At 62.7% G+C, this 1153-nt stretch carries 1 protein-coding gene; it reads right to left on the bottom strand.

Annotated elements, in window-relative coordinates:
- Positions 1 to 1076, bottom strand: a protein-coding gene (locus DES45_RS24670; protein WP_114773562.1) for an IS3 family transposase whose coding sequence is annotated in 2 segments (ribosomal slippage) — positions 1 to 815 and positions 815 to 1076 — 1077 coding nt annotated over the 2 segments. Because the reading frame shifts where the segments join, the coding sequence is not laid out codon by codon here. This gene is flagged as partial in the annotation.
- Positions 1077 to 1153 lie beyond the last annotated feature (77 nt).

Genomic DNA, 1153 nt, shown 5'->3' with positions numbered 1-1153 from the left:
TTGTTGGGCGAAGGCGCTCGGGGTCAAGCCACCGAGCGCTGTATGTGGCCTGGTCTCATTGTAGTCTCTCCTCCAGTCTTCAATCCGCTCTCTGGCATCGGCCATGGACAAGAACCAAGAGGCGTTCAGGCATTCCGCCCTTAGGCGGCTGTTGAAGGCCTCGATGTACGCGTTGTCTGTGGGGGTTCCAGGTCGGGAGAAGTCGATCTCCACCCGGTTGAGATAGGCCCACTGGTCGAGTGCTCGACCGGCAAATTCCGGGCCATTGTCCACCCGTAGGCTCTTCGGCCGGCCGCGGCTCTGAGCGATCTCATCAAGAGCCTCGACGACCTGGTAGGCACGGAAACTCACTCGCGGGACGATCGCCAGTGACTCTCGTGTGTGGCAGTCCACCACCGTCAGCATCCGGAAAGGGCGCCCGTCGAAGAGCTGGTCGGCCATGAAGTCCATCGCCCACACCTCGTTGGGTCCACCCACCTCCGGCCGGCCCTGCCGGTAGCGCCAGGCCCGCTTGCGCTTGGGTGCTTTGGGCCGGATCGACAGCCCCTCCTCGCGGTAGAGGCGGTAGGTGCGCTTGTGGTTCACCGGCCAGCCCTCCCGCCGCAGCAGAATGTGCAGCCGGCGATAACCGTAGCGCACTCGGGCTGCTGCCAGCTCCTTGAGCCGCATGCGCAGTTCGGTCTGTGGATCAGACCGCTTGCGGTAGCGCTGCGAGGAGCGCTGGAAGCCAGTGGCGGAGCATGCCCGCCGTTCGCTGATGCCATAGGTCTTCTGCAGATGGCCTGCGACCTCACGCCGAACGACGGGCTTCACCACTTTCTTTTGAGCACATCCTGCAGCATGGTCTTGTCGAGCGTCAGATCCGCCACGAGCTTCTTGAGCCGGGTGTTCTCATCCTCAAGCTGCTTCAGGCGCCGGATCTCGGCCACGCCCATGCCAGCGAACTGCTTCTTCCAGCGGTAGAAGGTCGGTTCGGTGATGCCCATCTTGCGGATCACCTCGGCCACCGGCGTGCCGCTCTCCGCCTGGCGCAGAGCAAAGGCGATCTGTTCTTCCGTATACCGTGACCTCTTCATGGCACTGACCCTCCTCAAGGATCAAAATGCCCGGAAAAGTTGTCCTCCGAATGGACCAGTTTGACGGGTCAGGACCA

The sequence above is a fragment of the Microvirga subterranea genome, assembly GCF_003350535.1.
Lineage (GTDB): Bacteria > Pseudomonadota > Alphaproteobacteria > Rhizobiales > Beijerinckiaceae > Microvirga > Microvirga subterranea.
Note: the sequence above shows the minus strand (reverse complement) of the source record. Positions and strands in the feature narration are given on the sequence as shown.